Here is a 26686-nt window from a genome sequence, read left to right as displayed (position 1 = left end):
TTGTGGATATAATAATTGTTTTAAGTTTCTTTGTGGTAACATTCAAAACTAAGAAATTATGAGTTGGCTAACTATAAGTGAGCATTTGCCAATTACCGATCCTACTTGGATTTTTTTACTAGTCTTATTGGTTATTCTTTTTGCCCCAATGCTACTTGGAAAGCTGCGTATTCCGCATATCATAGGTATGATTTTGGCTGGTGTTGTTATCGGACAATACGGTTTTAATATTTTAGAACGCGACAGTAGCTTTGAGTTGTTTGGTAAGGTCGGGCTCTATTATATTATGTTTTTGGCAGGACTAGAGATGGATATGGAAGACTTTAAGGCTAATCGGGCTAAAGTCTTGGTCTTTGGATTACTAACCTTCTCAATTCCTATGGCCTTGGGTGTTGTAAGCAGCGTTTATATACTTAATTACTCCATTATAACCTCGGTTTTGCTAGCCAGTATGTATGCCTCTCACACGTTAATCTCATACCCCATTATTAGCAGATATGGTTTATCCAGGCTTCGAAGTGTTGGGATTACCATTGGCGGAACAGCCATCACCGACACCTTTGCTCTAATAATATTAGCTGTTATTGCAGGGATGTATAAGGGTGGAATCAGTGAGTATTTTTGGTACCTGATGACACTAAAGGTTTTAGTTGTTGTTGTGCTAATTATTCTGCTAATTCCTCGCATTGCTCGTTGGTTTTTCAGAAAATACGAAGACAATATTATGCAGTTTGTCTTTGTCCTCTCTATTGTGTTTTTTGGTGGAGGCTTGCTCGAACTGGCAGGTCTTGAAGGTATATTAGGTGCTTTCTTGGTTGGGCTTGTGCTCAACAGATTGATACCCAAATTATCTCCTTTAATGAATCGTTTGGAGTTTGTGGGCAATGCGCTATTTATACCTTACTTTCTTATTGGTGTAGGTATGATTATCGATGTTCGTGCCATGTTCAAAGGTGGTGAAGCGCTTAAGGTGGCTGTTGTGATGACTGTGATTGCTACACTCTCGAAGTGGTTGGCAGCACTCGCTACCCAGAAGATTTATAAGCTAAAAAAATCCGAACGTTCCATAATCTTTGGTTTAAGTAATGCCCAAGCTGCTGCTACGCTGGCTGCAGTGTTGGTGGGTAACAAAATAGAGGTTTCACCTGGAGTTCCTTTGCTAAGCGATGATGTACTTAACGGTACGGTAGTTATGATTCTGTTTACCTGTCTGATAAGCTCGATCGTGACCGAACGTGCTGCTCGAAAGATTGCACTATCCTCTGATAGCTTCGATTCGAAAGATGATAAGAAAAAGGAGGAGGAGCGTATCCTTATTCCTGTAGCTAACCCCAATACCATTGAAGACCTAATCAATATGGCTTTGCTCATTAGAGACGAAAAAGTCAAAGATTCTTTAGTGGCTATCCATATTATTAACGATGAACTTGTTTCAGACAAGGTTGAGGCTCGAGGTCAGCAATGCCTAAAGCATGCCTCTTCAATTGGGGCAGCTGGTGATGTGGATATTCAGACCATTATGCGATTCGATGTTAGTGTTGTTTCAGGAGTGTTACACACCATTAAGGAGCAGGGTATTACAGATGTTGTTATTGGCTTGCACAAGAAGGCCAATATTGTTGACTCCTTCTTTGGAGTTAAATCAATAAACCTTCTGAATTCGACCAATAAGCAGATCTTTATTGTTCGTGCACTCATGCCTGTCAATACCCTACGTAAAATTATTGTAGCGGTTCCTCCTCGCGCTGAGAAAGAGTCGGGTTTCACCAAATGGATAACTCGCTTGTGTCGTATGGGTGGACAACTGGGGTGTAGGGTACATTTTTTTGCCGATCAAAATACGCTAGGTTATATCAAAGGATATATAGATCATCACTATAAAGCCTTGCGTGTAGGGTATAGTGAGCTCGAACACTGGGACGACCTGTTGTTGCTAACCCAGCAAGTACATTACGACCATCTTTTTGTGGTAGTGAGTGCCCGTAGAGGTTCAATCTCTTATCGTAACTCTTTTGAAGAGTTACCGAACCTACTTTCTAAATACTTTTCTAATAATAGTTTAGCAATTCTTTACCCCGATCAGTTCGGAGATTCACATGAGGTTATTACATTTGCAGCACCAATAAGACAAACCAACGTGGGTATTTGTCAGCAGGTGGTACAGTGGTTTACTAATTTATTTCAGAAGTAATATATATTTGATGGAGCAATGGAAAGAAAGAACTTCACTACTCTTTGGTGAAGACAAAATGAAAAGACTCTCAGCGGCACATGTGTTGATTGTTGGTGTTGGTGGAGTTGGATCATATACTGCAGAACTCTTGTGTAGAGCAGGAGTTGGTCGGTTGACCCTAGTTGATGGAGATACTATCCAACCCAGTAATATTAACCGACAATTGCCTGCATTACACTCTACTGTAGGTCGTGAGAAAGTTGAAGTTGTGGGTGAGCGATTAAAACAAATTAACCCCGATGTGGAGCTCAATCTACTGCCCCTTTTTATCAAAGATGAGGCCATAGCAGAACTGTTCGATCGTTCAGCCTACGATTTTGTAGTCGATGCTATCGATACATTATCTCCCAAGTGCTTCCTAATTATTGAGGCTTTCAAACGAGATATACCAATAGTCTCGAGTATGGGAGCAGGTGCTAAGTCGGATATAACACAAGTAGGATTTAACGATATATGGAAATGTGTCAACTGTAAGTTGAGCAGAGCTGTACGTAAAAGACTTTTTAAGATCATGGGTGAGCGTAAAAAACTGCCTGTTGTTTACAGTAAAGAGATGCCCAACCCTGAGGCAATTATACTGATCGAAAACGAACAAAACAAGAAATCGACTTGTGGGACAGTTAGCTATATGCCAGCTGTGTTTGGTTGTTTCTTAGCGGAGTATGTAATAAAACAGATTTAATAGGTCTGAACTAAAACCAAGTGATGTGATTGAAATTAAAAATATAACCAAGAGTTTTGGCGCTTTGCAAGTGCTCAAAGGAATTGACCTTACAATTGATAAAAACGAAGTGGTCAGCATTGTTGGTCCTAGTGGTTCGGGAAAGACTACATTATTGCAGATTCTAGGGACGCTAGATAAACCCGACTCTGGTTCTATTGTGATTAATGGCCAGCGAATCAGTGGACTAAAAGATAAAGAGCTTGCTAGATTTAGGAATCAAGAGATTGGTTTTATATTTCAATTCCATCAGTTACTTCCCGAGTTTACCGCTTTGGAGAACGTGATGATGCCTGCTCTGATTGGTGGTATGTCAAAGCCTGAGGCTCAAGACAAAGCACTCGACTTAATTACAATGTTGGGGTTATCTGATCGGGCTGAGCATAAGCCCAATGAGCTTTCGGGTGGTGAAAAACAGCGTATAGCTGTAGCTCGTGCTTTGGTTAATGACCCAGCGGTAGTGTTGGCCGATGAACCCTCGGGGAGTCTGGATACTCAAAACAAAGAAGACTTACACCAGCTTTTTTTTGACTTGCGTGACCGATTGGGGCAAACCTTTGTAATCGTAACTCACGATGAGAAATTAGCAGAACTTACCGATAGAACTATTCACCTTGTTGATGGTCAGTTAAAAGACAGATAAGGTGTTAATTGGTTGATTGTATGGGCATCAAACTCTTCAAGTAATTGGAGCTGTTTGATGCTTTTTATTTTGCCATGTTTACGTTTGAAGTTGAATACAGCTTTAACCTGTTCATAACTTAGGTAGGGATGGCGTACCAATGTCTGAAAGCTACTCTCGTTGAGTTTAAGTTTTTGTATTCTTGTACTATCAATTGTAAACCAACTGTCCAGCTCTTGGCTCAACCCAATTTCGTGTAGCTGAGTTGTGGTGTAGAATCCTCCTAGGCGTTGTCGGTATCTGCAAATTTTTTGAGCTGTGTAAGAGCCTATACCTGGTACTTTCTTGAGTTCTACTGTGTCACAATCGTTTAAAGCCAGTTGAGTACCAAGAGAAAGTTTCTGGGTGATGATAAACTTTTGTGTAGGCTTTTGTTTTTTAGCTTGAGTTTTCACCTTGCTACTGGCTTTTGTGCTTTTTATCTCAACATAGTCGGCTAGGATAGCATAGGTTGTTTGGTCTATATTGTAGAGCTTGAGTAGATCTTCTTTTTTATGGTATACACCGCCTGCTTTTCTGTAGCTAACGATATTCTTAGCTACTTTTAGTGGTATTCCCAGCTCAATTAGCTGGTTAAGTGAGCAGATGTTTGGATCGAAGGTGGATTTTATTTGAGTGGGTTTTGGTTTTAGCCCTTTCTGCCAACTCAGATATTCCTGAAACTTATGTTGAGTCTCCTCGGGCAGATCAGCTGTATTCTGATTTTGCTTTGTCAGCTTATTGGCTATTTCAATGCCAACGCTTATTATAGCGATTAGGAATAGTAGAATAAGTATGCCTTTTCGTTCTCGTTTGCTAAAATAAAGGAAGTCTTTCCATTGCATGGGGCTTAACTAAGGTTGATAGAGGAGTCTAATTTAAATAAATTCAACTATATTCGGCTCTACAAATTAAGATTTTATGCAAAAAATAGTATCAAAATTTCCCCTCTCACTTCTTGTCCTACTCGTAATCTGTTACTTGTCGTTCTTTAAACCTTCAGGATCGTTAGGGATTAGTACCATTCCTCATTTAGATAAACTTGTGCATGGGAGTATGTATTTTGGACTATCCGTAACACTTTGGTTTGACCTGTTTAGATTTAAAATAGTCCAACCTTGTTGGGGCTGGACTATTGCTTTTATTCTTCCATGCTTCATTGGTGGTCTCTTTGAGCTTATCCAAGCCCACTATACAACTTACCGTGGTGGCGATTGGTTCGACTTTTTAGCCAATTGCGCAGGTGCGTTGCTTGCCTCGCTACTTATGTTTTTCTTTTTTAGGACTTGGTTTGAGAAACGCAATTTATAAGAATTCAACTATTTTAGATAAGTTGATTCCGTTTGATCCCTTAATCAAGATCGTATGATCTTCAATAGGATTTGCTTTTAGGTCTTCAATGAGTTTATCAACATCTTCGAAGTTATTGTATTTTGAATCTAGCTTGCCAAACTCCTGCCCAACGAGGTAAACCTGATTAATATCTGGGGTTGAGTTAAGGTAATTGAGCACGTTTTGATGCTCCACATCACTGTCTTGTCCTAACTCTCTCATATCACCAAGGATTGCCAATTTATGTTTAGCTTTGATTTGGCTGAAGTTTTTTAGGGCAGCATGCATACTTGTAGGGTTTGCATTGTAGGCATCAATAATTAGCTTGTTTTTTGCAGTAGACTTGAGTTGTGACCTGTTGTTCGAAGGGCTATATTCGCTCAACGCTTGATTTATATCTTGCGAAGGAACCTTATAGTATAATCCTATTGTAATGGCCGAAAGTACATTATATAAATTATAATCACCTACCAATTGCGTGTTTACGGTGTATTTGTTTTCGGGACGTTTTGATTCATTCCAATCTACGGTTAGCGTGATCGAGTCGGAAGATTTCTTGCCGCAAACGTCAGCCTCTTGAGTAACACCGTAAGTTAGACGATGATTTATCCCCTCGGCTTTGTCTTTGAGCAGCTTGTCGTCGTTGTTCAAAAACACGGTACTATCTCTGCTGAGTCGGAGGTAATCGTAAAGTTCGGCCTTAGCGCTAACTACACCCTCAAAAGAACCAAACCCTTCCAAGTGAGCCTTACCAACATTTGTAATAATTCCACAACTGGGTTGTACGATTCGAGCTAAATCCTTAATCTCTCCTGGGTGGTTTGCACCCATCTCAATAACTCCAATTTCGTGCCAAGCTTTTAGTCCAAGAAGTGTCAAGGGTACACCAATATGGTTGTTGAGGTTTCCCTTGGTATAATGCACCTTATAAGTCTTTTCAAGTACTGCAGCAATTAACTCCTTGGTTGTTGTTTTACCATTTGTGCCCGTAATAGCGATAAGAGGGATATCCAAGAGCTGTCTGTGGTAATTGGCCATAAGTTGTAGAGCCAATAATGTGTCGTGTACCAATATATAGCGATCCGTATGCGAAGGGATCACCTCAGGGTTATCGACTACTGCATAAGCAGCACCGTTTTCGAGTGCTGAAGCAGCGTATTTGTTGCCATCAAAATTATCTCCTTTTAGTGCAAAAAACAAAGCACCCTTAGGGCAATTTCGGCTGTCTGTGGTTACATTGTAATCGCAGGTTCTGAAATATTCGTAAAGTGACTTTATATACATTCTTCTGTGTTTTATATTCTTAACTAGTCGTCTACAAAAGTAGGCTATATATCCGAGAGCTGTTTTGTGAGGCTTCATCAATATTTGAATAAATATAAACGATTTTATGGACAACTAGTTTATTCTATGGCTTATTTTTATCCGTGGTGGTATGTTATTTCCTACTTACTCGCTTTGATGCTCCGAGCTACTGGTTTACTAGTTACCACTAGCTCATTTTGGTTTATTGCCTTACTTGCTTTTCGGGCTAAATCTAAATGCTTAGCCAATTTATTTATTTACATTTGTAAGAGGTCATTTAAAATATAGAGTTATGAACAGTGTTTGTCCCCGATATATCAATCTTAAAGGAGAGCTTGTAGACTTATCCTGCCCTCAGGTAATGGGAATTCTTAATCTTACGCCCGACTCTTTTTATGCGGCAAGTAGGACACAGACTAGTCAAGCTATTGCTGATCGTACCCTTGAGATTTTAAATCAGGGAGGAAGTATCATTGATGTTGGGGCTTATTCGTCACGCTCTGGTGCTGCCGATGTATCTCAAGAAGAGGAGATGGATCGGTTACGCTTTGGTTTGAAGAGTATCTATCAGGTAGCACCTGATGCTGTGATTTCAGTAGATACTTTTCGAGCAGATGTTGCACGAATGTGTGTTGAAGAGTATGGCGTAGGCCTAATTAACGATATTTCGGCTGGGCAGATGGATGAGAATATGTTCAAAACTATGGCTAGGCTTCATGTGCCTTATATTATTATGCATATGCGTGGTACGCCACAGACAATGCAGGCCTCTTTGGGTTACGAGAATTTCCTGAAAGAGGTCTTTGAATATTTTTCTCATAAAGTCGGGTTGCTTCAAGAGCTGGGTGTTAATGATATTATACTCGATCCTGGTTTCGGCTTTGCTAAAACACTGACACAGAATTATGAATTATTAGCAGCACTTGACGAGTTTGCTATATTTGATTTACCTATATTGGTGGGTGTTTCGCGTAAGTCTATGATTTACAAGTTGCTTGGTACTACTCCCGAGGAGGCTTTAAACGGTACTTCTGTCTTACATACGTTGGCCTTAGAGCGTGGGGCCAATATTTTGCGAGTCCACGATGTTGCCCAAGCAGTAGAAGTTGTTGAGATCATTAATAAGATTAAAGAGTCTGACTCCCTAGAGCGTTAGGCCAAATCTAAAAAATATAACTATCGTGTTTTTTGATTTTAGTGTCAAGGATTTTATTGATATCCTACTGGTAGCAGCGCTACTTTACTATACCTATAAGTTGATGAAATCTACGGGTTCAATCAACTTGTTTACTGGCATATTGGTGTTTGTCATTATTTGGCTATTGGTAACTCAGATTTTCGAGATGCGTTTACTTGGCTCTATTTTTGACAAGCTAGTCAGTGTGGGTGTAGTGGCCCTGATTATCTTGTTTCAAGATGAAATTCGTCGGTTCTTATTCAATCTAGGTTCACATCGAAACGTCAGGCGGCTGGTTCGCTTTTTTACGGGTCATGTTGAGAAAAAAGTGGAGCACGACACGATACTCCCTATTGTCATGGCTTGCCTAAATATGAGTAAACAAAAGGTGGGTGCATTAATTGTGATCGAACATACTTTCCCCCTAGATGAAGTTGTTGCTACGGGTGAAGAGATTAATGCAGACATTAAGCAACGTTTGATTGAGAATATATTCTTTAAAAACAGTCCCTTGCACGATGGAGCAATGGTTGTTAACAAACGAAAGATTCGGGCTGCTGGATGTATCTTACCAGTATCGCACGATATGAATATTCCAAAAGAACTTGGCTTAAGGCATCGTGCAGCCATGGGAATCTCTCAGCAGACAGATGCACATGCTATTATTGTTTCGGAAGAGACTGGTGGAATTAGTGTTGCTTATCAGGGTCAGTTTTACCTAAATTTGAGTGCAGAAGAGCTTGAAACCCTCCTCTCAAAAGAGGAGTAGTCTCAGTAACTCATACTTAGTTAATCGAGCATTAAGCTCATATAGGGGTTTAAGTTTTCGAAAAGTTCTAGTGTCAACTCGTTAATGCTGAGTTTTCTGGCCTTTTTGCTAGTCGTCCGTCTTGGACTAAAATCTACTTTACCATCTTGAATTTTATAGGTTCCCTTATTCTCCTTAACAATAGTGTCTTCAATGATAAGTAGCTCTTTCCATTCAGGATTAGCTTTTGCAAACACCTCAAGAAGGGGTAGAGCGAGTACTATTCTTAGCATTCCAAAGGGTTGTTTGGGGAGGTGGTGTGCTGGAGAAACCACCTTAATAATAGAAGATCCAAAGTATTTGGCTGCCCCTTTGAACAGCTCTTGCTTGATGGTGCAGTTGTTGGCTAACACCTCATTGATGTAAACTGTTTTCTGTTTTGTATCGTAAAAAGCAAAGATTAAACCCACTATTTCTTTATGCTGGCGAGCAATAAAAAGCTTCCCCTGAGCCATAAGCAAGTCTTCCATTACGACATCCATATCTTGGGGGGTGTGAAGTAAAACTGCTTTACGGTCACGTGTTTTTTGGTCGAAGTAGACAAAGGTTTGCTCGTCTAACTCGTCATTAAAACTCACTACGATCTCGTCTTTTGTGGTTAAATCGGCTAGGTGAAGTTCTGGGGTAGAGTTATAAAACACGGTCTCAAATCCAGTCTTTTGATAATACCCAAATAGCCAATCTTCGGCAGGGATAAGTGTACAAATAGGGATATTGGTCTGAGCCAAGTGGGTTAAACTCTTTACTAAGAGTTCGTGCATAGCACCCTTTTTTCGATATTCGACATGGGTGCATGCTCCCGATATATAGGCAGAATCTACTGTTTGATTTAGAAAATGAAAAGGGTAAGGTAATAGCTGTAGAACAGAAATCATCTCCTTATCGTGATAAACAGCAATGGTGTTATCGTCGGTATAACGCTTTCTAAAATACAACTCCGTAAAACCTGGGAAATCGTCAAAGCACATCTCCCAAAGCTTTCTAGCTTCCTCTTTCTTTGTCATTTTTGTTACCAATTAATAAGTTCAACAGGTTCGTCTTGAAGTAGGTTTACCATACTCTTTTCAAGCAAAATCGCAGGGTTATAAGAGAGTTTGGCTTTGCGAAGACCTGGTACTCCTAAATCTTCTTCACGGTTAATATACGTATACTCCTCTGGTATGCGGTTGGCAAACTCCATATTAATCATGGCATAAGCCCCTTCAATTTCTGTGTCAGCCTTTTCGACGTGTACACCAAAAGTATCGTGGTTGATCGGCATGCCATAGGTGAATGCAATAATCTCCCCGTCTAAGCGAAGAAGGCCTCCCGTAAGACCAATTGCTTCAAAGTTTTTAAGCGCAAAAGTCAATGCTTTTCTCTCGTTATCGGTATCTTCAAACTCGTCGCAGTCGTTGGTTTTACACCATTTTTCTTCGAGGATTAGGCACTCGTCTATATTCTGAGGTGTAATTGGTGCATACTCGTAGTTAGGGTTTGCTCTCCTGAATCGATTGGTGAAGTTTCGTTTAGATTGAAACTTTTTTCCTTTGAGGGTTGCCAAATCTGTTCTCAGGTAAATATAGTCGGCCAAGTCACGGGTGGTAGTGTACACAAACTTGTCGGGCAGAATATTTTCCAAATCTGCCTGCATACCTTTGCAAACACCAAGCATTCGGAAGGGTTGTCCTTGTGCTCTAGCATCAAGAATCAGAAGCTTGATGGTTTCCTTTAGATTGCCATTTCCAACAGGCATCATGTAGGCTAGTTCTCCATCTCTCCAAAATCTTAAAACTAGAAAATTATTAACTATTGCGTATTGCGTATTGTATAAGAATCGCCAGCTACAAAGGTTCGAAAATGACAAATCACAATTTCGTCTGTCACTAGTCATCGTATATTTAGTAATGGCTTCTTTATCAGATATTTCGATATCTTTAAATGCGATCATAAAATTAGTGTTACGTTTTGTAAGTACTTTAATAACAAAGTAAGCCTCATTTTGTTACAAAACGTTCATTAATCTCAGAATTGAAGGTGTTAAAATAGAAGTTAAAATTCCGTTTAGTGTTAAACCTAAGCTTGCATAGGCTCCATATTTACGACTAATTTCCATTGCTGTCGAAGTTCCTACAGCATGCGCTGCAGCTCCGATGGCTAAGCCTTGAGCTATTGGGCTATGGACTTTCATGAGCTTCATGGTTTTAAAGCCTAGAATCGCCCCTAATAGCCCTACACAAACGACAACAGCTGCGGTAAGTGAAGGGATTCCACCTATCGATTGTGTCACTTCCATTGCAATTGGTGTAGTTACCGATTTGGGAGCTAACGAAAGGATTACTTCTTGATCGGCTCCCATTAATTTAGCGATTAGGACTACCGATATTACACCAATAGTACAACCTGCAAACTGTGAGAGGAAAATAGGGATAAATTGTTTCTTAATTGTTTCGAGCTGCAAGTATAAAGGTACGCCCAATGCAACTACAGCTGGCTTTAGCCAAAACTCGATGAGCTTTCCCGATTGACTGTAGGTGCTATAGCTGATGTCGAAACATTTCAGAAAAATAATAAGGATCGCTATAGTGATAAGAATGGGGTTAAGCAGAAGGATTTGTGTTTTCTTTTGAAGCAACTTGGCAAAGAAAAATAAGATAAATGTGGCCGCAATTAAGAAAAACTGATTTTCAAAGAAACTTGTCATTTGATTTTACGTATTAATTGGTGAACCCATCCTGTAACTACAAGCACGATGATTGTACTTATTAAAGTAGAGATAACTATGGGCCAAAATTGTGCTTTGATAATGTCTAAATAACACATTAACGCTACACCTGGTGGGATAAAAAAGAAACCTAGATTTTCAACTAGAAAGTCCGACATCCCTTGTACCCAATGGAGTTTGACCCAACCTAAACGTAACAAAAGAGTAAGTAGAAGCATTCCAATAATGCTTGAGGGGAGCTTTACTCCCGTAAGGTAAACAATTAGTTCGCCTAAGGCTAAACAGCCGAAAAGAATGGCACTTTGCCGTATCATAATATACCTATTTTAAAAACAGCACAAAGGTATATAAAATTGAAACCAATGAATTTAATTAATTAAATTATTTTATTATGGGTTGTTATTTGTCTAAGATGTTCTATCTTTAAAAGATAACATTGCATTTCTTGAAAAATGAATGCAAGGCTATAAATCTCCGCATATTGTAATGTAGATATTGCAATATTATGTATTTTTGTAGTCCAGACTTAAGAATAACATTTTAAATAATAGTATAAATACAATAATCATGAGTTTAATAAATGAGATCGTAAAGCGTGCGCAAGACAATCGTCAGCGTATTGTGTTACCCGAAGGCACTGAAGAACGTACATTAAAAGCAGCTAATCAGTTGATAACCGACGGCGTGGCCGATCTAATCCTTTTAGGTAATCCTAGTGAAATCAAGTCTTTGGCTAAAGAATGGGGCTTGGGTAATATTGAGAAAGCAACAATTATTGACCCAGCTACTTCAGCTCAAAAAGAAAAGTATGCAAACCTACTTTTCGACTTAAGAAAGAGCAAAGGAATGACTCCTGAAGAGGCTTTGAAAAAGGTTGAAGATCCTTTATTCTTTGGTTGTCTTATGATTAAAAATGGTGATGCCGATGGCCAGTTAGCTGGTGCTCGTAATACAACAGGAAATGTATTGCGTCCAGCTTTACAAATTATCAAAACAGCTCCAGGTATTAGCTGTGTGTCGGGTGCTATGCTACTCTTGACTAAGGCTCCTGATTGTGGACAAAACGGATTACTATTTATGAGTGATGTAGCTGTAACTCCAGATCCTACAGCTGAGCAATTGGCTGAAATAGCAATTTCAACTGCTGACACAGCTCAATGTGTTGGTGGTATTAAAGAACCAAAAGTAGCTCTATTAAGCTTCTCAACTAAAGGTTCTGCTTCAAGTCCTGCTGTTGATAAGGTTGTTGAGGCTCTTAAATTGGCTAAAGCTAAAGCTCCTCATCTTTTGATTGATGGTGAGCTTCAGGCTGATGCAGCGTTGGTTACTTCGGTGGGTGAAACAAAAGCTCCAGGTTCTGCAATTGCAGGTCACGCTAATGTTCTGATTGTTCCAAACCTTGAGGTTGGTAATATCTCATACAAATTGGTGCAACGTTTAGGACATGCTGAAGCAGTTGGCCCAATCCTACAAGGTATTGCTTCTCCTGTTAATGACTTGTCGCGTGGTTGCTCTATTAGTGATATTTACACTATGGTTGCAATTACAGCTAATCAAGCGATAGCATCAAAAAACAAATAATAACATCAAATTAAATAACATGAAGATTTTAGTATTAAACTGTGGAAGTTCTTCAATTAAATATCAGCTTTTTGATATGGAGAATTCTACAATTATTGGGCAGGGAGGAATAGAAAAGATAGGGCTACCAGGCTCTTTCTTAAAGTTCACCTTACCATCGGGCGAAAAGGTAGTACTGACTAAACAAATTCCCGAACATACAGTAGGTGTAGAATTCATCCTAGATACTTTAGTTAGTAAAGAGTATGGTTGTATTAAATCACTTGATGAAATCACTGCTGTAGGTCACCGTGTTGTACATGGTGGTGAAAAGTTTAACCACTCGGTTGTTATTACCGATGAAGTTATCCAAGAAGTGAAAAATTGTATTGATTTGGCACCTCTTCATAACCCTGCAAACCTTAAGGGTATTGACACCATCAAAAGCTTATTGCCAAGTGTACCTCAAGTAGGTGTCTTTGATACTGCTTTCCACCAAACGATGCCAGACTATGCATACATGTATGCATTGCCTTACGAATACTATACAAAATATGGTGTTCGTCGTTACGGCTTCCACGGAACTAGCCATCGCTATGTAAGCATAAAGGCTATTGAAATGCTAAAACTTGATCCCAAAAACAATAAAATTATAACTTGTCATATTGGTAACGGTGGTTCTATTACTGCTGTTGTTAACGGCGAGTCTGTTGATACTTCTATGGGGCTTACACCAGTAGAGGGCTTGATGATGGGTACTCGTGCGGGGGATGTTGACTCTGGCGCATTGACCTTCTTAATGGAAAAAGAGAATTTGGATGCTCAAGGAGTATCTAATATGGTTAATAAACAGAGTGGTCTTCTAGGTCTTTCTGGCGTGTCTTCGGATATGCGTGAGATTAATGAAGCTATTGCTTCTGGCAACGAAAAAGCTTTATTGGCTAGATCGGTTTACTTCTATCGCCTTAAGAAATATATTGGTGCTTATGCAGCAGCTATGGGTGGTGTTGATGCCATCGTATTTACAGGTGGTGTGGGTGAAAATTCCGACATTTGTAGAGCAGCAGCTTGTAAAGGACTCGAGTTTATGGGTGTAGAGTTGGATCAAGCTAAAAATTTGGCTTGCAGAGGTACTGAAGTCATTAGTACTGACAATTCGAAAGTAACTGTTGTAGTTATACCAACCGATGAGGAGTATATGATTGCTCTTGATACAAAAACCTTGCTTAATCTTTAAGACTGAGCTTGTTGATTAGAATAAATTGAAAGAGAGTCACTGAATAATATTTTCAGTGACTCTCTTTTTTATGCTTTATATCTTCTTGATTTTCCTTTATTTAGTTGAGTTTTGATTTGTTCGCTAAATTTTAGTCAACTCGATTTTGTAAACTATACTTTGTGATTAAGTTGTAAAGCTCTAACTTTGAGTTTTTAAATTGAAAACTCAAACTAGACTTGCTCCTTAAATTCTAAAATAACTATATATGAGGAATATCACTCAAAGACACCAATATATTTTAAATCACCTCAAGAAAGAAGGCATTGTCAGGGTTCAAGAGCTGAGTCATAATCTAGGGGTTTCAGAAGTTACCATACGAAAGGACTTACGTATATTGGAGGATAAGAAACTCTTAATCCGAAACCATGGGAGTGCAAGCCCATTAAATTCACTTATTTCGGATAAGCATGTTGATGAAAAAGAGAAGTTTTATATTCTTGAAAAGAAAAAAATAGCGTTGGCAGCTGCAAAGCTTCTCAATCCTGATGATAAAATTATTGTAGCCTCGGGTAGTACCCTTCTTTCTTTTGCTCAGTGCATAGATATTCAACAGCATCTTACCGTAATTACCTCATCGGTTAAGGTTTCGTTATCTCTATGCCGACATCCTCATATTGAACTGGTTCAGCTTGGTGGAACCCTACGCAAGAACTCTGTATCTATCATAGGACATTATGCTGAATTGATGTTGAATAACCTGGCTTGTAATAAACTTTTTATAGGAGTAGATGGAATTGACCTAAACTCAGGTCTGACGGCTAGTGATATGAATGAGGCCTATATCAATCAAAAGATGATAGAGGTTTCAGATAAGGTTATAGTCCTTACAGACTCGTCTAAATTTGGGCAGCGTGGTTTTTGTAAAATATGTGAGATTAATCAAATACACCAAATTATTACCGACTCCAATGCACCGATGCATATCGTAGAGCAAATTAGAGAATTGGGGATTGAAGTGACGCTTGTGTAAGGATTAATTATTCAAATATAATTTTAGAGTAAACTAGCTATGTCAATAAACTAATGTTAATTTTTGATTTCTGCTTTATGTGATTCTGCGTCTTCTTGATGCTTATTTATTATTGTTTACCTGTCCTTTTTTAGTGTAAAATAGACTAAATACGAGGTCTAACTCTTATAGAAAATAAATAATGGTCTATTCTGAACTTTTATCTGATAAAATATGTTATCTTATTATCTCCTAGTTAGGTGGTTGGGTGTGAACTACTATGCTTATAGCTTGTGTTAAGATTTGATTAAATATTAGTCTGAATCTTTGGAAAAACCAAAAGGATTGTTATATTTGTTGTAGTGAATGTCTATTTTATATAATAGCTCCGTTATGGAGGTATTTGCTTCTATTAACTGTTTAAAGAACTGAATTATGTCTAAGATTTGCGAGATGAAAATTCAAGAGGATACAAAAGCTTATACTCTTGATGTTGAAGGAATGAGAAGAATACAAGATGAGCAAATGGAGTCAACTACTTATGTGGAGGTGCTCTCTTTTTTGAAAGATATGTTCAATTTAGTAGACTTTTCGGGAATAATTAAAAATTCTAATAAAACTATTTTCTAGATGATGGAAGAAGAATTAACTATTTTGAATTTTAGAACTTCTAAGATCAATCGCATATAAAAGAATTAAATTCTTTGTATGCGATTTTTTTTATCTGCTTTTGTATATTTGTTATCTATCATAAATAACTATTTCAGTATGAAAAAGACACTCTATCTTTTTATTTTGCTTTGTCTTCCACTCTCAATCTTTGCAGGGGGTAAGGCTAAGTATGTATTCTTTTTTATTGGTGATGGTATGGGCGTTGATCATGTCAACGGAACAGAAATGTACCTTGCCGAAAAAGAGGGTATTATTGGAACTGAGGCTTTATTGTTCTCTAAGTTTCCTGTAATGAGCGTAGCTACGACATATTCTATGACCAACTCCGTCACTGATTCTTCTGCGGGGGGTACGGCACTCTCTACAGGTGAGAAAACCTATAATGGGGCCATCGGTGTTGATTTTGATAAAAAACCACTAAAAACTGTAGCTGAGCGAGCAAAATCGGCTGGTAATAAGGTCGGGATTATTACAAGTGTGAGCATTGATCACGCTACACCTGCTGCTTTTTATGCGCATCAACCCGATCGAGATATGTACTATGAGATTGCGCATGATTTAGTTCTTGCCGACTTTGACTTCTATGGTGGGTCAGGCTTTCTGAAAGCAGACGAAACTTTTGAAGGAGAGAAAGCTCCTAGTATTTATCAAGCTTTTGATAACGCAGGTTATAAGTTTTATAAGGGTTTAAACGACTATACTAACTCTAAGCGTGGAGAAAAGGTAATTCTTATGCAAGAAGAGGGTAGGGATGTCTATTCACTCCCTTATGCAATTGATCGCAAAGAGGGTGATTTGAGTTTGGAGCAAATAACTAAGGCAGCAATTGATCACCTATCCTACAAGAATAAAAAAGGATTCTTCTTGATGGTTGAGGGTGGAAAGATTGATTGGTCTTCGCATGATAACGATGCTGCTACAACTTTTGCTGAGGTTGTAGATTTCGATAATGCGGTAGCTCACGCATTGGACTTCTATAAAAAGCACCCAAAGGAGACATTAATTGTTATTACAGCCGATCATGAAACAGGAGGTCTAGCTCTAGGTACTGGTAAGTATGAGCTCAACTTGAAAGCTTTGGAACATCAAGAGGTTTCGGCAGGTGAGTTGTCTAACTTGATGAGTGTGCTTCGTAAAACCAAAAACAATAATGTGACTTGGGATGACATGAAAGAGTTTTTATCTGAATATATGGGTTTTTGGGATGAACTGCAGTTGACTTGGGCTCAAGAGCGTAAGCTTAGAGATGAATTCGAAAGTAGTTTTGTTAGTAAGAAACATAGCTTTGAAGAGAGTATGTACACCAAAACAGAACCACTAGCTTCTCGTGCAAAAGAGGTTATGAATGAAATTGCTATGGTGGCTTGGGCGAGTCACTCACACTCTGCCAACTATGTGCCTGTTTATGCTATAGGTGTAGGCGCAGAGATGTTCAGTGCTAAGCAAAACAACATCGATATTCCTAGAAAGATAGCTAAAGCTGCTGGTTATAAGTGGTAAGAACTGTGAGCATAAAGTGAAAACAAAATCGCCGCTACAATTTAGTTTGTAGTGGCGATTTTTGTTTATAGTTGTGTATCTCCTTCAAGGTATTGCTCTAAAAACAGATGTTCTCCATCAAAAACAGCATAAGAGAAATAATTAATCCAATCACCTAATATGATTGCTCGGGTATCCCGCGATAGCATAAGATCGAGCATGATGTGGCGATGTCCGTAAATAAAGAAGTTAATATCGGGATGCTCCTTTAAGTAATCTTTACTGTAACGGATTAAAAACTCCTTGTTCTCGCCCAAATAGTCGGGGTCTTTGCCATTTACTCTCTTTTCGCGGCTGTGCTTAGCCCAGCTTAGTCCGAAGTCTATTCCCCAGCGTGGGTGTAAGTTGGAGTAGCACCATTTAAGGAATCGACTGTGAAACATTTTTCTAAGTATTTTGAATGTTTTACTTGGGTCTCCCAGTCCGTCCCCATGTGCTAAATAGAATACTTTGCCATTGATCTCTGTGGTAAAAGGGCTTCTATGCATAATTACTCCACACTCCTTCTCTAGATAGTCATCGCACCAAATGTCGTGATTACCGATAAAAAAATGTACTTCGACACCATTATCGGTTAGCTCAGATAGCTTACCTAAAAAGCGCGTATAACCCTTTGGGACGACTTCTTTGTATTCGTACCAAAAGTCAAAAATGTCACCTAATAAATAAACTGCTGAAGCCTTATCTTTGATCTCATCCAAAAAACGCACAAGTTTGCGCTCTTGTGTTCGCTTATGTTTAATGGCTCTTGATCCTAGATGGGCATCAGAAAGAAAGTATATGTTTTTCATTTATCACTTTTTATAGGGTTATAGAAATCCTAACTCTAAAAGTGCCTCTTCGCTCATCATATCGCGGTTCCACTCGGGTTCAAAAGTCAAGTTGATAGTTACCGACTTTATTTCCTCGATGGATTCTACTTTTTGACGTACATCTTCAAGTATGAAGTCTGCTGCCGGACAATTAGGCGCAGTGAGGGTCATTGTTATTGTGGTATTAAAGTCGTCAGCAACATCTATCTCGTAGATTAAGCCTAAGTCTAAAATATTAACAGGTATCTCGGGATCGTAGACCGTTTTGATCATCTCAACGATCTTCTGTTCTATATCAAATTTACTAGTCATAACTTTTAAATCTATAATTATCGATTAGACAAAGCTAAAGCTTTTCTTTTTAATGAACACTTTTGTTGAAAAAAAGTTTCCTTAGTTTGCTCATTCAAAATAGAGTAAATTAATCTATTTTGTTTGTATTAGATCAATCCGTGGTCTGCAAAACTATAATAGCTTCCGTCAGTAATAATTAGGTGTTCTACGAGCAATATATTCATTATTTTACTTGCTTCCTTGATGCGCTGTGTAAGTTGCTTATCGTTAACGCTTGGTTGAGTGTTACCCGAGGGGTGGTTATGTATCAGTACAAGCTGTGTTGCTCGATTTAAAATAGCTTCTCTAAGGATGAGTCGGACGTCGGCGTAGGTGCCGTCTATGCCTCCCGTACTGATTTGTGTGTACTTAATGATTCGGCAGGCCTGATTGAGTAGTAGAATCCAGAACTCCTCATGTGTAGCATCGCGAAGGATTGGATGAAACAACCTGTAGATGTCAGATGAATATTGGTAGGTGTTTCGCTCTTTAGTGTCCTGCATTTGTCTACGCTTGCCTAGTTCTAGGGCTGCTTTGAGAGTTGCGTATTTGGCTATCCCTATTCCTTTGAAGTTTAGAAATTCAGCTTCATTCCACTTTGAGAGTTGACTTAAGTCGTTGGAGCAATACTTCATAAGGTTTCTGGCTAGATCAATAACGCTTTCTTCTCGGCTACCTGAGCCAAGTAAAAGAGCGATAAGTTCTACTGTCGATAACTGTTCAACTCCTTTACTTATTAGTTTTTCTCGTGGTTTGTCTTCTTCAGCCCATTGAGACATCGAAAGTTTGTTCGAACTGTTCATTAGTATTTGATAGGTTAATAAAACTATAGGTTGATTATAAGGTGTTTATTTGTAAAAGGTTTTGTTGAAAGCCGCAAATTCATCCTTTTTGAGAATACAGCGTTTCCACCATGCCAATAGAAATCCCGAACCGTACCCCAGGAGCTGGACAAAAGATGCCAAAACTGATAAGGCTCCTATTTTAAAACTCTTGTTCTGTATACTCGAATCTATAAAAACGAGTAAACTGTAAATTGCTAAAGGAAGCAATAGCCAAGGTGAGACAAGGCTTCCAAGTAGAAGCACTATTGTGCCCAGCGTAAAGAGGGTAGGTAATAGGTGTACTAGTTTCAATGATGAAGGGTATTTCTTAAATAGGTTGATTCGGGCAATTCCTGAATTATGGACTTGCTTGAAGAACTGTCTGAAATTAGATCTCCTTTTGTGGTAAACCCAAGCTTGTGGGAGGTAGGTACAGTTGTAATTGTTCTGATAGATTCGGATGCTGAAATCGATGTCTTCGCCAAATCGCATATCAGATGAAAATCCATTGAGTTGCTCAAAGGCTTCTTTCTTAATGCCCAAGTTAAAACTTCGTGGATAAAACTTATCCATTTTTTTCTTTCCTCCACGTATTCCACCGGTAGTAAAGAACGATGTCATGGCATAGTTGATGGCTTTTTGTATCGGTGTGAATGAATCGTGAGCGGCATCGGGTCCGCCATAGGCTTCAATGCTGTTGGTTGTGATTGCTCTATCAACCTCTTCTAGATAGGTTGAAGGTGCAATGCAATCGGAGTCTAAAATGATTAAGAACTCCCCTTTGCTTTGTTTTGCTCCAAAATTTCTAGAGTCGGCAGGTCCGCTATTTGGTTTGAAAAAGTAGTGAAGGTCGAGCTGATCGGTGTATTTCTTAAGAATGTGTTCACACCGCTCTTTTGAGCCATCCTCAACAATAAGCACCTCAAAGTTCTTTAGAGTCTGATGAGTTAAACTTTCGAGTAATTCGTCAACCTCTTCTGGGCGGTTATAAACGGGGATGATAAAAGAATAGAGCATCTGTACTTGATTTTGAGTTAATGTACAAAAAAGGTGGTAAACTCAGCTTGAGTTACCACCTTTTTATGTCACTATAAAGTGTTTTATGCTTTTACACGACCAGTATATTCGCTGGTACGTGTGTCGATTTCAATAATTTCTCCTTCGTTGATAAACAAAGGAACTCTTACTTCAGCCCCAGTTTCTAAAGTAGCAGGTTTGCTAGCGTTAGTTGCTGTGTCACCTTTAAGACCTGGCTCAGTATAAGTAACCTTAAGTTGAACTTTTGCAGGAACTTCTGCATAAAGAACTGTTTCAGTATCTGCGTGACTTACTACGTCAACAACGTCAGCTTCTTTAAGGAACTGTACACCAGTAATTACATTTTTGTCAATTGTGATTTGGTCAAATGTTTCTTGGTTCATAAACACATAGCCCATATCGTCTTGGTATAAGTATTGAAAAGGACGACGCTCAATACGAACCTCTTCTAACTTCACCCCAGCATTGAAAGTCTTATCAATTACTCTACCTGTAGTTACACTTTTAAGTTTTGTGCGAACAAAAGCAGCGCCTTTGCCTGGTTTGACATGAAGGAATTCGCTGATGAAGTAAAAATGTCCATCAAGGTCTATACACATTCCGTTTTTAATATCTGCTGTAGTAGCCATGCTATTGTTTTTTAATTTATATAAATTGTATTAACTTGTAAAGAATGATAATGAACTTCTGTGCTCAATGATTTATACCCTCTCATACCTTGCAAAAATAAGCTAAATAGACAAAAAACACAAAATGTTTGACTAAAAAGAATTATTTCTTGCTTTTTACATAGGAAGTTCCTATTTTTGCACCCCGAATACATGTAGGAAATAACATCATAACAATATATTACAATGAAAAGAACATATCAGCCCTCTAATAGAAAGAGAAAGAATAAACACGGTTTCCGTGAGAGAATGGCTTCAGCAAACGGTCGTAGAGTTTTAGCTTCACGTCGTGCTAAGGGTAGAAAAAGATTAACTGTATCAGACGAATACAACGGAAGATAATTAGGATGTATTTCCTAAGTATTGATGAAATTAAGAAGTAAAGGAGTTTTAAGCCTTTGCTTCTTTTTGTTTATATCTAATTGTGTCTGGCTAGTAAAGCTATAGGCTTTACTAGGGTGGAGAAGGTATAAAATCTAAGTATGGATAGCGAGTCTATCGTCTAAATATATTATATTTACAACTTGAATTAATCTTTATCGTAAATCGGTTGAGAGTTAAATAATTAGCCATGAAAAAGAAATTACTAGCTTTAGTAATCAATATCATAGTAATGGGAGTTGTGCTTGTTTTGATAGTCTATGGTGTATTCCAGGGTATTGACAAGTTTACTCGCCATGGAGAAGCGATTATTGTTCCTGATGTTAAAGGTTTATCTGTGGCCGAAGCTGAGTCTGTATTCAAAAGGTATGGGCTTAATTGTTTGGTTTCAGATTCGACCTATGTTAGAGATGAAGTCCCTGGTCGAGTATTGGACTATATACCTTCAGTGGGTAAGCAAGTCAAGAAAGGTCGAACTATATATTTAAATATCAATACGAAGAGTGTTCCCTTGCTTCCTGTTCCTGATGTTGCAGACAATAGCTCAGCTAGACAGGCTAGAGCTCGTATTCTTTCTGTAGGTTTCAAGCTCACAGAGGATGAGTATATCAGTGGTCAAAAAGACTGGGTATATGAGGTTAAGTATAGAGGGCAAATTCTCCCGATTAGTGCAAGTGCCCCCGTAGGTGCTACTTTGACATTGGTTGTGGGTGATGGTACTACAGAATCTGATGTAGATTCCTTGGAGGTTGATCTGGAAAATACGGATGGATTAACTGAAAAATCAACAGTTGATGAAAGCTGGTTTAATTGATAGTAATTATATGATAAATGAAGATTCTGTGTTAACGTTAGATGACTTCGACGAAGAAATTGACGGCTCGTCATCTGATGAATTATTATATGAAAGACATCGGATTGTCGTAGATAAAGGACAAACACTGATTCGTATAGATAAGTTTTTATGTGACCGTTTAGAGAGGGTCTCTCGTAATCAGGTCCAAAAAGCCGCTGATGCAGGCTTTGTTAAGGTAAACGATGTTTCAGTAAAGAGTAGTTATAAGGTTAAACCCTTTGATGTAATTACTATATTCATGACAACTCCTCCTGTGGAGTTTAAAGTGATTCCCGAAGATATTCCCCTTGATATAGTGTATGAAGATGATCAATTGATGATTGTTAATAAGCCTGCCGGGCTGGTGGTTCATCCTGGTCATGGAAATTACAGCGGAACCTTGGTCAATGCATTGGCTTGGTATCTTCAGAGCGACCCTAATTACGATCCCAACGATGCTCGTGTGGGATTAGTTCATCGAATAGATAAAGATACCTCTGGGCTTTTAGTAGTCGCTAAAACTCCAGAAGCTAAAACCGATTTGGCTTTGCAGTTTTTTAATAAAACTACTAAACGAGAATATAGAGCTTTGGTTTGGGGTGATCTTACCGAGGATGAGGGAACTATAATAGGTAATCTTGCAAGAAATCCTAAAAATAGGTTGCAGATGGCCGTATTTGATGATCCAGAAATAGGTAAACATGCTGTAACACACTATAAAGTTTTGGAACGTTTCGGATACGTAAGCTTAGTTGCTTGTCGATTGGAAACAGGAAGGACACATCAGATCCGTGTTCATATGAAACATATTGGTCATGTTTTATTTAATGACACTCGTTATGGCGGAAATGAGGTTCTGCGAGGTACGAGTTATGCTAAGTATAAACAGTTTGTGGAAAATTGCTTCAAAATTTGCCCCCGTCAAGCACTCCATGCCTTGAGTTTAGGCTTTATACATCCCACGACAAAAGAAGAACTATACTTCACTTCTGAGATGCCGGCAGATATGTCCGAGTTATTGGATAAGTGGAGGAACTATATAAGTAATAGAAATATATGAAAAAACGCAGAATAGCTATTGTGGCAGGAGGTGATAGTTCAGAACTTCCTGTCTCACTAAAGAGCTCTGAGGGTATTTACTCTTTTATGGATAAATCTCGTTATGAGCTTTTTGTTGTTATTGTTCAAAAAGACAATTGGCGAGTTATGTTGGGTGATGATTCTTTCACTCCTGTTAATCGACACGATTTTAGTTTTGACCTTGAAGGTAAAACCTGTAAGTTTGACTTTGCCTATATTACTATTCATGGTACGCCAGGTGAAAATGGTGTTCTACAAGGATATTTTGACCTTATCGGTTTACCGTATTCTTCGTGTGGAGTTTTAGCTTCGGCTTTAACTTTTAATAAGTTTGTTTGTAACCAATTTTTAAAGAGTTTTGGTGTTCGTATTGCAGACTCGTTACTGTTGCGTTCAGGACAAATAATATCTGAGACTGATGTAATTGATAAGATTGGGTTACCTTGCTTTATTAAACCCAATGCTGGTGGATCTAGTTTTGGCGTGTCAAAAGTTAAAACACCTGAAGATATTCAGCCAGCTATTGCTCGTGCTTTTAAGGAGTCAAGTGAAGTATTAGTTGAGGCCTTAGTGTCTGGTACTGAGGTGACTTGTGGCTGTTATAAAACAAAAGATAAATCTGTGGTGTTCCCTATTACAGAAGTAGTAACGCATAATGAGTTCTTTGATTTTGATGCAAAGTATAACGGGCAAGTGGATGAGATAACTCCTGCTCGTATTGACTCAGATTTGTCAGATAGAGTACAAAAAATAACCTCTGCTATCTATGATATTATTGGTTGTTCTGGAATAATACGTGCAGACTATATTATAACAGAAAATAAAGTGATAAATTTGATTGAAGTCAACACAACTCCTGGAATGACAGCAACTAGTTTTATACCTCAACAGGTAAGGGCTGCTGGTTTAGACATCAAGGATGTTATGACAGATATAATCGAAAATAAATTTCAATGATCATGCCATATATGGATATTACAGAATTTGACGAAATACGTCCCTATCATGACGATGAACTCCCTCAGATATTTGAGGAACTAATAGCTGACCCAGCTTTTCAACGTGCTGCTAGTTTAACTGTTCCAAATGTTCCATTTGAAGTGGTAGCTGATAAAATGCGCGATTGTAAAACCAAGCGAGACTTTCAGGTTGCTTTTTGTTATGGTATACTTAAAAAAATAGCGAACGATTACACCGATGGCTTAACTTTAAACTCAGATGTCGATCTGGAGGGAGAAAAAGCTTACACCTATATTTCGAATCACAGAGATATTATTCTTGATGCAGGCTTTCTTTCAATATTATTGGTTGAGCGTGGATTGGATACTGTAGAGATTGCCATTGGTGATAACCTTCTCATTTACCCTTGGATCAAAAAGCTAGTTCGTGTCAATAAATCGTTCATTGTTCAGCGTGCGCTTACAATGCGACAGATGCTTGAGTCTTCTAAACGAATGTCTCGCTACATGCACTATACAATTAATGACAAGAAACAGTCTATCTGGATTGCTCAACGTGAAGGAAGAGCTAAAGACTCGGATGATCGTACGCAAGATAGCGTTCTTAAGATGCTTGCGATGGGTGGTGATGGTACAGCTCAAGAGCGCTTGGCTAAAATGAATATTGTTCCTCTAACACTCTCTTATGAATATGACCCTTGTGACTACTTAAAAGCACAAGAGTTTCAACTCAAACGCGACTTCCCTGAGTACAAAAAAACAACACAAGATGACCTACGTAATATGGAGGTTGGTATGTTTGGGTACAAGGGGCATGTGCATTTTCATGTAGGTAAATGTATCAGCGATGATATCCTTGCTATGGATTTCGATAAAAAAGCTAGTCGCACCGAGTTGTTTGCACGTGTTTCTCAACTTATAGACCGTACAGTTCATCTAAACTACCGATTCTACCCTGGCAACTACGTTGCTTATGATTTGTTGTTAGATACCGATGAGATGTCTGATAAGTATTCGGCGCAAGAGAAAGAGACATTCTTGAAGTATGTAGAGAAACAAATAGCTAAAATTGAAATGGAAAATAAGGATGAGACTTACCTTCACGATAAAATGTTGTTGATGTACGCTAATCCACTAATAAATAACCTCAGGCTTAAAAAATGAAACCTAGAATAATTCATATTCTATCAAGTTTAATATACATAACCCTTTTTATTACTTCTTGTAGTGATGAGTCGGGGTTGCGATATCCCAGTGTCACCACGCATATGGTTGTTGCTGATGTTGATTCTGATGGTAATGTGAATAACATTCTAGTTGATAACGGAAACAACTTCTTTGTATCTAAAAACAATCGTGGTCCTTTTTCTGCTATTAAAGATACTCGTGTCAGAGCAATTGCTAAATATGAGCCTTTTTACGAACAGATGGAAGCTATAATCTATGATATAGCCCCGACACAGGTTGTTTTTCCGTATGGGCCGCATCAAATCGGTTTTTATGAGCAAGATCCTGCTGAGCTTGTACGAATTTGGAAAGGTGGAGAATTCTTGAATATTGAGTTAGCTATTCCTGCTATCAATCTAGCTAAACATAGACTAGCCTTTGTTGATAACTCATTAGATATATACTCTAACATTGTTAAGTTAGAATTCTATCATCGTAATGAAGAAGGTCCTTTAGCTATAATGAAGAACTTAATTGTATCGATTCCGTTATCTATTTATTATGACCGCTTTCAGGGTGAATCCTTTAAGCTTGTTTTTAAGCTTAAAACTAAAGATGGATTTAAGGATTACGAAGTTAATATAGGTGCATTATGAAAAAGATTCTATACATAGTTGGACTGTTTGTTATGATTTCTGCTTGTTCAGGAAATTCCAAGTCTTACACTTCACAGAGTAATGAGCAATTACTAGAACTTCTAGAGGATTCTACTGTTCAGCTTCTAGATGTACGTTCTCAAGAAGAGTTTGAGGAGTTTCACATTAGGCAAGCAATACTAATTGATCTTGGTGATTCGCTATTTACTGAGAAAGCTCTTGATATCCTAGATAAAGAGCGTCCTGTAGCTATTTATTGCCGTACTGGACGACGAAGCAAGAAGGCGTCTACAATTCTTTCTGAAAAGGGCTTTAAAGTATATGAACTTGCTGGTGGAATAACTTCGTGGATGGAGCATGATTTTCCTGTAGAGAAGTAATTACTCTCTAAACTATATCGGAAAGAGGGAAGACCAAGCGGTCTTCCCTCTTTCCGATATAGTGTGTAATAATATGTGGCGAGTTATTGTCTAGAAAATAGAAAGGCACGTAGATTTGATTACTGACTATTGTTTAGCTCCTCTAATAAGTTGTTGGTATGTGAAAATAATTTTTGCGGTAATGCTTTATTAGTCATAGTTTTATAACAAACATATCTTTTTGTGGTAAATTATTTGCGCTAAAACTTTGCATGTTTGAAAATAAGCCCTATCTTTGCATCGCTTTCAGAAACAAACACTGTTACTGATTAGCAACGGGGTGTAGCGCAGCCCGGTTAGCGCACCTGCTTTGGGAGCAGGGGGTCCCAGGTTCGAATCCTGGTACCCCGACACAATAAAAAAGGTTCTAGATTTTCTAGGACCTTTTTTATTGTGTTTTATGTCATTAGCTTATCTAGGGATCATACCGAAAAGCTGTGGGATTTGCATATCAAGCATAGATTTTAGTCAAGCGATAAATAAAGAAGTTTACATCTCTTACTCCTCTTAAACTAGCTCTAAAAGATTTTATTTTAGCATTGAAGCTTTCAGCTGATGCATTTGTAGAACGGTT

30 protein-coding genes and 1 tRNA gene are annotated in these 26686 nt (G+C 38.4%); 19 read left to right on the top strand and 12 right to left on the bottom strand.

Going from position 1 to position 26686, the window contains the following annotated elements; genetic code table 11:
• The first annotated feature begins 58 nt into the window (after positions 1-58).
• From B091_RS0108575 to B091_RS0108565, 3 genes are read left to right on the top strand one after another with little or no spacing between them, the layout of a single operon-like run.
• Positions 59-2191 carry a cation:proton antiporter gene (locus B091_RS0108575; protein ID WP_018109594.1) on the top strand — a complete coding sequence of 711 codons (2133 nt, stop codon included), beginning with the start codon at positions 59-61 and terminating at the stop codon, positions 2189-2191.
• A gap of 10 nt (positions 2192-2201) precedes the next feature.
• The gene (locus B091_RS0108570; RefSeq protein ID WP_018109593.1) at positions 2202-2915 is read left to right on the top strand and encodes a tRNA threonylcarbamoyladenosine dehydratase; all 714 of its coding nucleotides are present in this window, start codon (positions 2202-2204) and stop codon (positions 2913-2915) included.
• 25 nt (positions 2916-2940) lie between these two features.
• On the top strand, positions 2941-3597 hold the full coding sequence (locus B091_RS0108565; RefSeq protein WP_018109592.1) for an ABC transporter ATP-binding protein: 657 nt from the start codon (positions 2941-2943) through the stop codon (positions 3595-3597).
• Here the strand turns inward: B091_RS0108565 and B091_RS0108560 are convergent.
• Positions 3579-4460, bottom strand: coding sequence for a helix-hairpin-helix domain-containing protein (locus tag B091_RS0108560; RefSeq protein WP_018109591.1), 882 nt, complete (start codon positions 4458-4460; stop codon positions 3579-3581). The two genes, B091_RS0108565 and B091_RS0108560, sit on opposite strands and share 19 nt — an antisense overlap.
• Before the next feature lie 76 nt (positions 4461-4536).
• Here B091_RS0108560 and B091_RS0108555 point away from each other — a divergent pair, with 76 nt between their 5' ends.
• Positions 4537-4926: a VanZ family protein gene (locus tag B091_RS0108555; protein ID WP_025069536.1), complete on the top strand. Its 390-nt coding sequence runs from the start codon at positions 4537-4539 to the stop codon at positions 4924-4926.
• Here B091_RS0108555 and B091_RS0108550 read toward each other — a convergent pair.
• Entirely contained in the window at positions 4921-6231 is a 1311-nt protein-coding gene (locus B091_RS0108550; protein ID WP_018109589.1) for a UDP-N-acetylmuramoyl-tripeptide--D-alanyl-D-alanine ligase, read from the bottom strand. The genes B091_RS0108555 and B091_RS0108550 overlap by 6 nt on opposite strands.
• Positions 6232-6544: 313 nt before the next feature.
• Between B091_RS0108550 and folP the strand changes: the two genes are divergently transcribed.
• Complete coding sequence (gene folP / locus B091_RS0108545; protein ID WP_018109588.1) at positions 6545-7408, top strand: dihydropteroate synthase; 864 nt, start codon at positions 6545-6547, stop codon at positions 7406-7408.
• A gap of 25 nt (positions 7409-7433) precedes the next feature.
• Positions 7434-8198 (top strand): diadenylate cyclase CdaA, encoded by a 765-nt coding sequence (gene cdaA / locus B091_RS0108540; protein WP_025069537.1) that lies wholly within the window; start codon positions 7434-7436, stop codon positions 8196-8198.
• A 20-nt stretch (positions 8199-8218) separates the two neighbouring features.
• Here cdaA and B091_RS0108535 read toward each other — a convergent pair whose 3' ends face one another.
• The 4 genes from B091_RS0108535 to B091_RS0108520 are packed head-to-tail and all read right to left on the bottom strand — an operon-like array spanning position 8219 to position 11255.
• Entirely contained in the window at positions 8219-9241 is a 1023-nt protein-coding gene (locus tag B091_RS0108535) for a GNAT family N-acetyltransferase (protein ID WP_018109586.1), read from the bottom strand.
• Positions 9242-9246: 5 nt separating this feature from the next.
• The gene (locus B091_RS0108530) at positions 9247-10167 is read right to left on the bottom strand and encodes a DUF2156 domain-containing protein (RefSeq protein ID WP_018109585.1); all 921 of its coding nucleotides are present in this window, start codon (positions 10165-10167) and stop codon (positions 9247-9249) included.
• 54 nt (positions 10168-10221) lie between these two features.
• Positions 10222-10920, bottom strand: coding sequence for an LrgB family protein (locus tag B091_RS0108525; protein WP_018109584.1), 699 nt, complete (start codon positions 10918-10920; stop codon positions 10222-10224).
• A complete protein-coding gene (locus B091_RS0108520) occupies positions 10917-11255 on the bottom strand; it encodes a CidA/LrgA family protein (RefSeq protein WP_018109583.1) in 339 nt (112 codons plus the stop codon). The genes B091_RS0108525 and B091_RS0108520 overlap by 4 nt, the downstream gene beginning before the upstream one ends.
• A 250-nt stretch (positions 11256-11505) precedes the next feature.
• On the opposite strand from B091_RS0108520, the gene pta reads away from it, so the two are divergent.
• The 5 genes from pta (at position 11506) to B091_RS0108495 (ending at position 16901) form a co-directional block, all read left to right on the top strand.
• Positions 11506-12522 (top strand): phosphate acetyltransferase, encoded by a 1017-nt coding sequence (gene pta, locus B091_RS0108515; protein ID WP_025069538.1) that lies wholly within the window; start codon positions 11506-11508, stop codon positions 12520-12522.
• Positions 12523-12541: 19 nt separating this feature from the next.
• The gene (locus tag B091_RS0108510) at positions 12542-13738 is read left to right on the top strand and encodes an acetate/propionate family kinase (protein ID WP_025069539.1); all 1197 of its coding nucleotides are present in this window, start codon (positions 12542-12544) and stop codon (positions 13736-13738) included.
• A gap of 247 nt (positions 13739-13985) precedes the next feature.
• Entirely contained in the window at positions 13986-14750 is a 765-nt protein-coding gene (locus tag B091_RS0108505) for a DeoR/GlpR family DNA-binding transcription regulator (protein WP_018109580.1), read from the top strand.
• Between the two features lie 414 nt (positions 14751-15164).
• Positions 15165-15359: a hypothetical protein gene (locus B091_RS0108500; protein ID WP_018109579.1), complete on the top strand. Its 195-nt coding sequence runs from the start codon at positions 15165-15167 to the stop codon at positions 15357-15359.
• Between the two features lie 138 nt (positions 15360-15497).
• The gene (locus tag B091_RS0108495; protein WP_018109578.1) at positions 15498-16901 is read left to right on the top strand and encodes an alkaline phosphatase; all 1404 of its coding nucleotides are present in this window, start codon (positions 15498-15500) and stop codon (positions 16899-16901) included.
• Between the two features lie 65 nt (positions 16902-16966).
• On the opposite strand, the gene B091_RS0108490 is transcribed toward B091_RS0108495, so the two are convergent.
• From B091_RS0108490 to efp, 5 genes are all read right to left on the bottom strand, one after another.
• Positions 16967-17731 carry a UDP-2,3-diacylglucosamine diphosphatase gene (locus tag B091_RS0108490; protein WP_018109577.1) on the bottom strand — a complete coding sequence of 255 codons (765 nt, stop codon included), beginning with the start codon at positions 17729-17731 and terminating at the stop codon, positions 16967-16969.
• An 18-nt stretch (positions 17732-17749) separates the two neighbouring features.
• Positions 17750-18064, bottom strand: a complete 315-nt coding sequence (locus tag B091_RS0108485) for a metal-sulfur cluster assembly factor (protein ID WP_018109576.1) — start codon at positions 18062-18064, stop codon at positions 17750-17752.
• Between the two features lie 128 nt (positions 18065-18192).
• Complete coding sequence (radC, locus tag B091_RS0108480) at positions 18193-18888, bottom strand: RadC family protein (protein WP_018109575.1); 696 nt, start codon at positions 18886-18888, stop codon at positions 18193-18195.
• A 45-nt stretch (positions 18889-18933) separates the two neighbouring features.
• Positions 18934-19926 (bottom strand): glycosyltransferase family 2 protein, encoded by a 993-nt coding sequence (locus B091_RS0108475; RefSeq protein ID WP_018109574.1) that lies wholly within the window; start codon positions 19924-19926, stop codon positions 18934-18936.
• A gap of 83 nt (positions 19927-20009) precedes the next feature.
• A complete protein-coding gene (gene efp / locus B091_RS0108470; RefSeq protein WP_018109573.1) occupies positions 20010-20576 on the bottom strand; it encodes an elongation factor P in 567 nt (188 codons plus the stop codon).
• Positions 20577-20801: 225 nt separating this feature from the next.
• Between efp and rpmH the strand changes: the two genes are divergently transcribed.
• From rpmH to B091_RS0108435, 8 genes are all read left to right on the top strand, one after another.
• Positions 20802-20957 carry a 50S ribosomal protein L34 gene (rpmH, locus tag B091_RS12005; RefSeq protein ID WP_025069540.1) on the top strand — a complete coding sequence of 52 codons (156 nt, stop codon included), beginning with the start codon at positions 20802-20804 and terminating at the stop codon, positions 20955-20957.
• 229 nt (positions 20958-21186) lie between these two features.
• Positions 21187-21810 carry a PASTA domain-containing protein gene (locus tag B091_RS0108465; RefSeq protein WP_018109572.1) on the top strand — a complete coding sequence of 208 codons (624 nt, stop codon included), beginning with the start codon at positions 21187-21189 and terminating at the stop codon, positions 21808-21810.
• Positions 21811-21820: 10 nt separating this feature from the next.
• Positions 21821-22891, top strand: coding sequence for an RluA family pseudouridine synthase (locus B091_RS0108460; RefSeq protein ID WP_026166352.1), 1071 nt, complete (start codon positions 21821-21823; stop codon positions 22889-22891).
• A complete protein-coding gene (locus B091_RS0108455; RefSeq protein ID WP_018109570.1) occupies positions 22888-23868 on the top strand; it encodes a D-alanine--D-alanine ligase in 981 nt (326 codons plus the stop codon). Before B091_RS0108460 ends, B091_RS0108455 begins: the two co-directional genes overlap by 4 nt.
• Before the next feature lie 11 nt (positions 23869-23879).
• Positions 23880-25034 (top strand): 1-acyl-sn-glycerol-3-phosphate acyltransferase, encoded by a 1155-nt coding sequence (locus B091_RS0108450; protein WP_025069541.1) that lies wholly within the window; start codon positions 23880-23882, stop codon positions 25032-25034.
• Positions 25031-25693: a NigD1/NigD2 family lipoprotein gene (locus B091_RS0108445; protein WP_025069542.1), complete on the top strand. Its 663-nt coding sequence runs from the start codon at positions 25031-25033 to the stop codon at positions 25691-25693. The genes B091_RS0108450 and B091_RS0108445 overlap by 4 nt, the downstream gene beginning before the upstream one ends.
• Positions 25690-26073: a rhodanese-like domain-containing protein gene (locus B091_RS0108440; protein WP_018109567.1), complete on the top strand. Its 384-nt coding sequence runs from the start codon at positions 25690-25692 to the stop codon at positions 26071-26073. Before B091_RS0108445 ends, B091_RS0108440 begins: the two co-directional genes overlap by 4 nt.
• Positions 26074-26388: 315 nt before the next feature.
• A tRNA-Pro gene (locus tag B091_RS0108435) sits at positions 26389-26463 on the top strand.
• A 100-nt stretch (positions 26464-26563) separates the two neighbouring features.
• Here B091_RS0108435 and B091_RS12000 read toward each other — a convergent pair.
• A partial coding sequence (locus tag B091_RS12000) for a transposase (protein ID WP_018109566.1) occupies positions 26564-26686 on the bottom strand: 123 nt, incomplete at its 5' end.

The sequence above is a fragment of the Bacteroides propionicifaciens DSM 19291 = JCM 14649 genome, assembly GCF_000375405.1.
Lineage (GTDB): Bacteria > Bacteroidota > Bacteroidia > Bacteroidales > Bacteroidaceae > Bacteroides_E > Bacteroides_E propionicifaciens.
The sequence above is the reverse complement of the archived record's forward strand: the minus strand, read 5'-3'. Positions and strand labels throughout refer to the sequence as shown.

Bases quoted from the DNA above. Each gene is read 5' to 3' on its own strand.
- B091_RS0108500 (WP_018109579.1), top strand. From the start codon at position 15,165: ATGTCTAAGATTTGCGAGATGAAAATTCAAGAGGATACAAAAGCTTAT.
- B091_RS0108530 (WP_018109585.1), bottom strand. From the start codon at position 10,167: ATGATCGCATTTAAAGATATCGAAATATCTGATAAAGAAGCCATTACT.
- B091_RS0108550 (WP_018109589.1), bottom strand. From the start codon at position 6,231: ATGTATATAAAGTCACTTTACGAATATTTCAGAACCTGCGATTACAAT.
- B091_RS0108560 (WP_018109591.1), bottom strand. From the start codon at position 4,460: ATGCAATGGAAAGACTTCCTTTATTTTAGCAAACGAGAACGAAAAGGC.
- B091_RS0108475 (WP_018109574.1), bottom strand. From the start codon at position 19,926: ATGCTCTATTCTTTTATCATCCCCGTTTATAACCGCCCAGAAGAGGTT.
- B091_RS0108485 (WP_018109576.1), bottom strand. From the start codon at position 18,064: ATGACTAGTAAATTTGATATAGAACAGAAGATCGTTGAGATGATCAAA.
- folP (WP_018109588.1), top strand. From the start codon at position 6,545: ATGAACAGTGTTTGTCCCCGATATATCAATCTTAAAGGAGAGCTTGTA.
- B091_RS0108505 (WP_018109580.1), top strand. From the start codon at position 13,986: ATGAGGAATATCACTCAAAGACACCAATATATTTTAAATCACCTCAAG.
- efp (WP_018109573.1), bottom strand. From the start codon at position 20,576: ATGGCTACTACAGCAGATATTAAAAACGGAATGTGTATAGACCTTGAT.
- B091_RS0108455 (WP_018109570.1), top strand. From the start codon at position 22,888: ATGAAAAAACGCAGAATAGCTATTGTGGCAGGAGGTGATAGTTCAGAA.
- radC (WP_018109575.1), bottom strand. From the start codon at position 18,888: ATGAACAGTTCGAACAAACTTTCGATGTCTCAATGGGCTGAAGAAGAC.
- B091_RS0108495 (WP_018109578.1), top strand. From the start codon at position 15,498: ATGAAAAAGACACTCTATCTTTTTATTTTGCTTTGTCTTCCACTCTCA.
- B091_RS0108575 (WP_018109594.1), top strand. From the start codon at position 59: ATGAGTTGGCTAACTATAAGTGAGCATTTGCCAATTACCGATCCTACT.
- B091_RS0108465 (WP_018109572.1), top strand. From the start codon at position 21,187: ATGAAAAAGAAATTACTAGCTTTAGTAATCAATATCATAGTAATGGGA.
- B091_RS0108490 (WP_018109577.1), bottom strand. From the start codon at position 17,731: ATGAAAAACATATACTTTCTTTCTGATGCCCATCTAGGATCAAGAGCC.
- B091_RS0108445 (WP_025069542.1), top strand. From the start codon at position 25,031: ATGAAACCTAGAATAATTCATATTCTATCAAGTTTAATATACATAACC.
- B091_RS0108450 (WP_025069541.1), top strand. From the start codon at position 23,880: ATGGATATTACAGAATTTGACGAAATACGTCCCTATCATGACGATGAA.
- B091_RS0108460 (WP_026166352.1), top strand. From the start codon at position 21,821: ATGATAAATGAAGATTCTGTGTTAACGTTAGATGACTTCGACGAAGAA.
- B091_RS0108440 (WP_018109567.1), top strand. From the start codon at position 25,690: ATGAAAAAGATTCTATACATAGTTGGACTGTTTGTTATGATTTCTGCT.
- B091_RS0108510 (WP_025069539.1), top strand. From the start codon at position 12,542: ATGAAGATTTTAGTATTAAACTGTGGAAGTTCTTCAATTAAATATCAG.
- B091_RS0108555 (WP_025069536.1), top strand. From the start codon at position 4,537: ATGCAAAAAATAGTATCAAAATTTCCCCTCTCACTTCTTGTCCTACTC.
- B091_RS0108570 (WP_018109593.1), top strand. From the start codon at position 2,202: ATGGAGCAATGGAAAGAAAGAACTTCACTACTCTTTGGTGAAGACAAA.
- B091_RS0108520 (WP_018109583.1), bottom strand. From the start codon at position 11,255: ATGATACGGCAAAGTGCCATTCTTTTCGGCTGTTTAGCCTTAGGCGAA.
- B091_RS0108525 (WP_018109584.1), bottom strand. From the start codon at position 10,920: ATGACAAGTTTCTTTGAAAATCAGTTTTTCTTAATTGCGGCCACATTT.
- B091_RS0108535 (WP_018109586.1), bottom strand. From the start codon at position 9,241: ATGACAAAGAAAGAGGAAGCTAGAAAGCTTTGGGAGATGTGCTTTGAC.
- rpmH (WP_025069540.1), top strand. From the start codon at position 20,802: ATGAAAAGAACATATCAGCCCTCTAATAGAAAGAGAAAGAATAAACAC.